Source organism: Microcystis sp. M53598_WE2, from assembly GCF_030067735.1.
Classification (GTDB): Bacteria; Cyanobacteriota; Cyanobacteriia; order Cyanobacteriales; family Microcystaceae; genus Microcystis; species Microcystis aeruginosa.
In genome coordinates this window covers 1-5327 of the sequence record NZ_JASJFE010000798.1, presented here as the reverse complement: position 1 = coordinate 5327, position 5327 = coordinate 1, and the positions used below count along the sequence as shown (strand labels likewise).

At 44.3% G+C, this 5327-nt stretch carries 5 protein-coding genes; 2 read left to right on the top strand and 3 right to left on the bottom strand.

What is annotated here, in order from left to right; all coding sequences use genetic code 11:
• Positions 1-223: 223 nt before the first annotated feature.
• The gene (locus PX636_RS16295) at positions 224-1561 is read right to left on the bottom strand and encodes a Mur ligase family protein (RefSeq protein WP_002776995.1); all 1338 of its coding nucleotides are present in this window, start codon (positions 1559-1561) and stop codon (positions 224-226) included.
• 163 nt (positions 1562-1724) lie between these two features.
• On the opposite strand from PX636_RS16295, the gene PX636_RS16290 reads away from it, so the two are divergent.
• Entirely contained in the window at positions 1725-2915 is a 1191-nt protein-coding gene (locus PX636_RS16290) for an HhoA/HhoB/HtrA family serine endopeptidase (RefSeq protein ID WP_288117842.1), read from the top strand.
• Positions 2916-2989: 74 nt separating this feature from the next.
• Positions 2990-4138 (top strand): LPS export ABC transporter periplasmic protein LptC, encoded by a 1149-nt coding sequence (gene lptC, locus PX636_RS16285; protein ID WP_061432410.1) that lies wholly within the window; start codon positions 2990-2992, stop codon positions 4136-4138.
• Positions 4139-4358: 220 nt separating this feature from the next.
• Here the strand turns inward: lptC and nuoK are convergent, their stop codons facing one another.
• A complete protein-coding gene (nuoK, locus tag PX636_RS16280; protein ID WP_197533180.1) occupies positions 4359-4664 on the bottom strand; it encodes an NADH-quinone oxidoreductase subunit NuoK in 306 nt (101 codons plus the stop codon).
• 25 nt (positions 4665-4689) lie between these two features.
• On the bottom strand, positions 4690-5286 hold the full coding sequence (locus PX636_RS16275; protein ID WP_288117840.1) for an NADH-quinone oxidoreductase subunit J: 597 nt from the start codon (positions 5284-5286) through the stop codon (positions 4690-4692).
• Positions 5287-5327 lie beyond the last annotated feature (41 nt).

Genomic DNA, 5327 nt, shown 5'->3' with positions numbered 1-5327 from the left:
ATACCAAGCCAATTTTAATTTCTAGTACTTGAATAATTTTTAGGGGGAAAGGGGGGAAGGGGAAAAGGGGGAAATGGGGGAATGGGGAAGTGGGGAAGTGGGGAAGTGGGGAAGTGGGGAATTTCAACTAAAACCCTAAAACCCTAACACCCTAAAACCCCCCGCAACGCGTACGCAGTGACCACACCAACACCTAACACCAATCTTCACTCTTTTCTAATTTCTACAAAATCTTTCGTCCCGTGAGAATCTCTCGTACTTCTAACATAGCAGAATAGGTGGGTAAAATATGTAAAGTTTCCTCATTTTTGGTGTTATTAAGGGCAATTTGGATCGCTTTTTTTAGATCAGATTCAACAATTAAATTAACGGGATAAGCGAGACTATCCTGACTATATTGTAAGCGTAAAGCCATGTCATAAAGTCGATCGCCCGTTACTACTAAAGTTGTTCCCAAACGGGTTAATTTTTCCGTATCCACATCCCAAATCCAAGAAACATCCGTACCGTCGGGGATGCGATCATTGAGAACTAAGAGAGTAGTAGAAGACTTTTCTTTCTGTAAAATATCAGCCACCGCGCGAATTGTTTCATTCATACCCACAGGATTTTTAGACAGTAAAATCCTAACTTTTTTACCCTCAATTTCTAATTCTTCCGCTCGACCAAAAGCCGCTTTAAAACCCTGAACTGTCTCAAAAATTTCTCGATCTTTAATCCCTAATTCCTGGGCTACTAAACCCGCCGCCAAAGTATTATATTTATTATAAACACCGATTAAAATCTGCGGCCAATCGTGACTATGAAAAGCAGGATTACTCTTTTTAAAGCCACAACTAGGACAACTAAAATCCCCTAAATGGGAGAGATAAACCCCGCGATAATCCAAAGAAGCACCACATTTAGGACAGTAAATAGAATCGACAGCGTGGGGAATTTCTTCTAGATATAATTCTGGCTCACTTAAGCCAAAATATACAACTCTTTGGGGCAGTTGTTGACCCAAATGGGAAAGAGTCGGATCATCAGCATTGAGAATCACTAAAGTATCGGTGGGTAGGGGAGATATGGCCCCTTGCCAACGGCGACTAATCGTATCCACTTCCCCATAGCGATCGAGTTGATCGCGAAACAAATTTAGAGCTAAAATAGCGCGAGGACGACAATCTTTTAAAACCAAAGGTAGAATATTTTCATCCACTTCTAAAATGGCATAATCAGCCTTTAAAGTGCCGAATAAATTGGCATCGGCTAATAAAGCAGTGATTAAACCATTAATTAAATTTGCCCCAGTGGTATTATGGGTGACTTTTGCCCCCTGACGCTCTAGAATAGTTCTTAGGAGTAGGGAAGTGGTAGTTTTTCCATTCGTGCCAACCACCAAGATTACCCCCCGTCGGACTTGCCCACAGAGTAGCGGTAACAAACGGGGATGGAGACGACGGGCAATTTCCCCCGGCAGGACGCTGGCAGCCCCTAAACGGAGTCCTTTAACCACAGCAGTAACGGTTTTAGCCACCGCTACGGCTATCCCTAAACGGATGCGATCAAACAATTGCATGAACTGAGATTCTCATAGCTGTTTCGTGATTTTACCCCTAAAAGAAGACCCGTAAACGGGGTAAGTTCCCATTGATTCTTTCCTACTGACAAAAAAGACAGCCTATAATATAGGTAAGTTTGGGGCCGATTCTACCGCACACGACATTTTAGGGCTAGAGCTTATGGGTTTATTGACAAGATTGGGGATTTCACTGGGATTACTCGCCCTAGGTGGTACTGTGGGTGTGCTAGGAAATCAGTATTTAAGCAGAAAAGCACCCCTAGAGGTAAATAAACCGCCGGCAATCCTCCCCGCTTCCCTCTCTCTCCCTGTTATTCCCCAAACCGACGGCAATGTTAATTTTATCGCCCAGGCCGTGCAGAAAGTCGGGCCGGCGGTGGTGCGGATTGACTCGGCCCGGGAAGTGGCCGACCAAATTCCCGAAGAATTTAAACAGCCCTTTTTTCGGCGCTTTTTTGGCAATGAAGTGCCGATTCCCAGGGAGCATTTGGAACGGGGAACCGGTTCTGGGTTTATTGTCAGTACAGATGGACTACTTTTAACTAATGCCCATGTGGTGGAAGGGACAACCCAAGTAAAAGTGACTTTGAAAAACGGTCAAACTCATCAAGGTAAAGTCCTGGGGGTTGACAATATGACCGATGTGGCCCTGGTGAAAATCGAGGCGAAAAATTTACCGACGGTGACTTTTGGCAAGGCCGAAACTTTAATCCCTGGGGAGTGGGCGATCGCTATTGGCAATCCCCTAGGCTTAGATAATACTGTTACGGTGGGCATTATTAGTGCCTTGGGCCGGACTAGCAGCGAAGTGGGGGTTCCCGATAAACGGGTTCGTTTTATTCAAACCGATGCCGCTATTAACCCCGGCAATTCCGGCGGCCCGTTGCTAAACGCCAAGGGGGAAGTTATCGGCATTAATACGGCAATTCGGGCCGATGCTCAGGGTTTAGGGTTTGCCATTCCCATCGAAACCGCCCAAAAAGTGGCGGGACAGCTATCTAGCAAGGGTAAAGCGGAACATCCCTACATCGGTATCCACATGGTGACGCTAAACCCAGAATTACGGCAGCAATTGAACGAAACTAAAGAATTAAACTTTAATATTGACCAAAATGAAGGGGTAATCGTCCTGCGAGTGGTGGAAAATTCCCCCGCCCAAAAAGCCGGAATGCAAGCGGGTGATATCATCGAAACTGTGGCAGGAAACCCCGTTAAAACCGCTTCGGATGTGCAGCAAGGTGTGGAAACCAGTGCGATCGGTGGTAATCTGGAAATCGAGATTAACCGCAGGGGTAAACAACAAACTCTCACCGTTCAACCGGGGGTTTTTCCCAGCAAAACTAGCGATTAACAATACCGCTCGGTCAAGGGGCGACCCCTTACCCTACACTGGGAGGAGAGAAAATAGCAGCGGAGCGATCGAAATTGAGGCAGCGGTTACAATTAAAACTATCAATTGGGCGCGGGGCTGCCCTCCTAATCGGTTTGCTGGGATTAACGGCCTGTCAACCTCCCGATCCGCCGAAAATTTCGCCGACAGAATCGCCTAAAATTGAAGAAACTGGCCGCTTAATTCTCAATAATGCCACCTTAGAACAGGCTAACCCTTCGGGACAACCCCTTTGGAAAATTCAAGTCAAAAAAGCTACCTACACCCAAGACCAAAAAATTGCCCGTCTGGAAAATATCAAGGGTAATATCTATCAAGATGGGAAAGTAGTTTTACAGGTTAGTGCTGACCGAGGGGAAGTTTACAAGGAAGGCCAGGAAATTCTCCTCAAAGATAATATTGTGGCTGTGGATCCCCGCAATAAAGCCATTATTAACGCGCCGGAATTGCGTTGGCTACCCAAGGAAGGTATTTTAATCTCCTCCAAAGGGATCAAAGGTAGTCATCTACAACTAGAAGCCAAGGCCCGCCAAGGACGCTACGACACGCGCCAAGAAAAACTAGAATTACAAGGTCAAGTGGTGGCTACCGCCAAGGAATCTCGTGTCGTCCTGCAAACCGAGCGCCTGTACTGGGAAATTCCTCAACAAGTCATTAGTACCGATCAAAAAGTCGCTTTTGATCGCTATATTGATAAAACTATTATCGATCGCCTTACTGCTATCGGCGGTCGTTGGGAAAGAAAAAATAATCAGGTTATCCTGCAAGAAAACCTCGAATATCGCTCTTTAGAACCACCTTTACAGATTTCTGGTTCTCAGGCAATTTGGAACTATCAAAATCGTACCTTAACTTCCGATCGCCCCACGGAAATTTTTCAATATCAAGATCAAATCACTATTACTGGTAATCGTGTGGTGGTGGAATTAGGCAATCGTATCGCTTATCTCAAGGATGGGGTTAAGGGAATTAATCAGAAAACTGGGGCGCAATTGTATAGTCAGATCTTAACTTGGAAAATGTCGGAAAAAATTGTCGAGGCCGAGGGGAATATTATCTATGAACAACAGGAACCAAAATTTAATCTCACTGGCGATAAAGCGATCGGCACTTTAGAAGATAATAACATTGTTGTTACCAGTAGTTCCCCCGATCGAGTTGTCACCGAGATTTATCCCCGTTAACAGGAAAAATTAGCCAAAAAAAACTCTCCCCAAAAAAGGGAGAGAGGGGGGGTAAATATTTAGGGTTGGCTGAAAAAGTTTTTCGTGGGGACAGGGTGTGGGGTGTGGGGTGTGGGGTGTGGGGTTCACCCCAATGGTCGGCACTTTTTGAGGGAAAAAAAGTTTAAAAACCTTATCCAACAAGGTTTTTAGATTTATTCAGCAAACCCTATTTAAAAGCTTACCATTTGAGCAGATTAAACTGTTCCATATCGATCGTGTCGCGGTTACGATAGATAGTCAGGATAATCGCTAAACCCACGGCTGCCTCGGCTGCCGCTACGGTAATCACGAAAATAGTAAAAATTTGGCCTCGGATATTAGCGGGGTCAAGATAGTTGGAAAAACCCATTAAGTTAATGTTAACAGAATTGAGCATCAATTCGATCGACATTAAAACCCGGACGGCATTGCGACTGGTGACTAAACCGTAAATTCCGATACAAAATAAAGCCGCCGCTAATAACAAATAATACTCTAACTGAATCTGCATGATACCTCTTTCTTTGGTCTTATTTAGGGGCGGTTAATTCTCTAGGTCGTTCGGGTAATGTTAAAGCTGTGGCCGTAGGTTCTTCAGCTTTTAGGGTGGGGATAAGGTCACGACGAGCTAAAATAATTGCTCCGACCATGGCCATTAATAATAGCACGGAAGCTAATTCAAAGGGTAGCAAGAAATCACTAAAGAAATGCTTACCGATTTCTACTAAAGTATTAGTCACAACGGCGGGAGAAGTGGTAGAAATTGACCAAGGTGTGATTAAAACCATGGTTGATAACAGTACAAATAAACCCACACAAACTAAAGCAGTAGATGCCTGACGAATCCAACGTTTAGGAATATCAGAAAAGTCCTCTTGCTTGTTAACAAGCATAATGGCAAAGAGAATTAAAACGTTAATTGCGCCCACAAAAATTAGAATTTGTGCCGCCGCTACAAAATCAGCATTTAGTAAGAGATATAAACCGGAAATGCTGATAAAAACACCGCCCAATAAAAAGGCGGAATAAACGATATTAGATAATAGTACCACGCCTAAAGCTGTCCCGATTACCAGGGCTGCTAAAATGCCAAAAGATACTATTTGAACGCCCTCGGCTAAATTCACAGTAGTTTCATCTCCTTTTATGTTTGAGAGTTATTAATTAT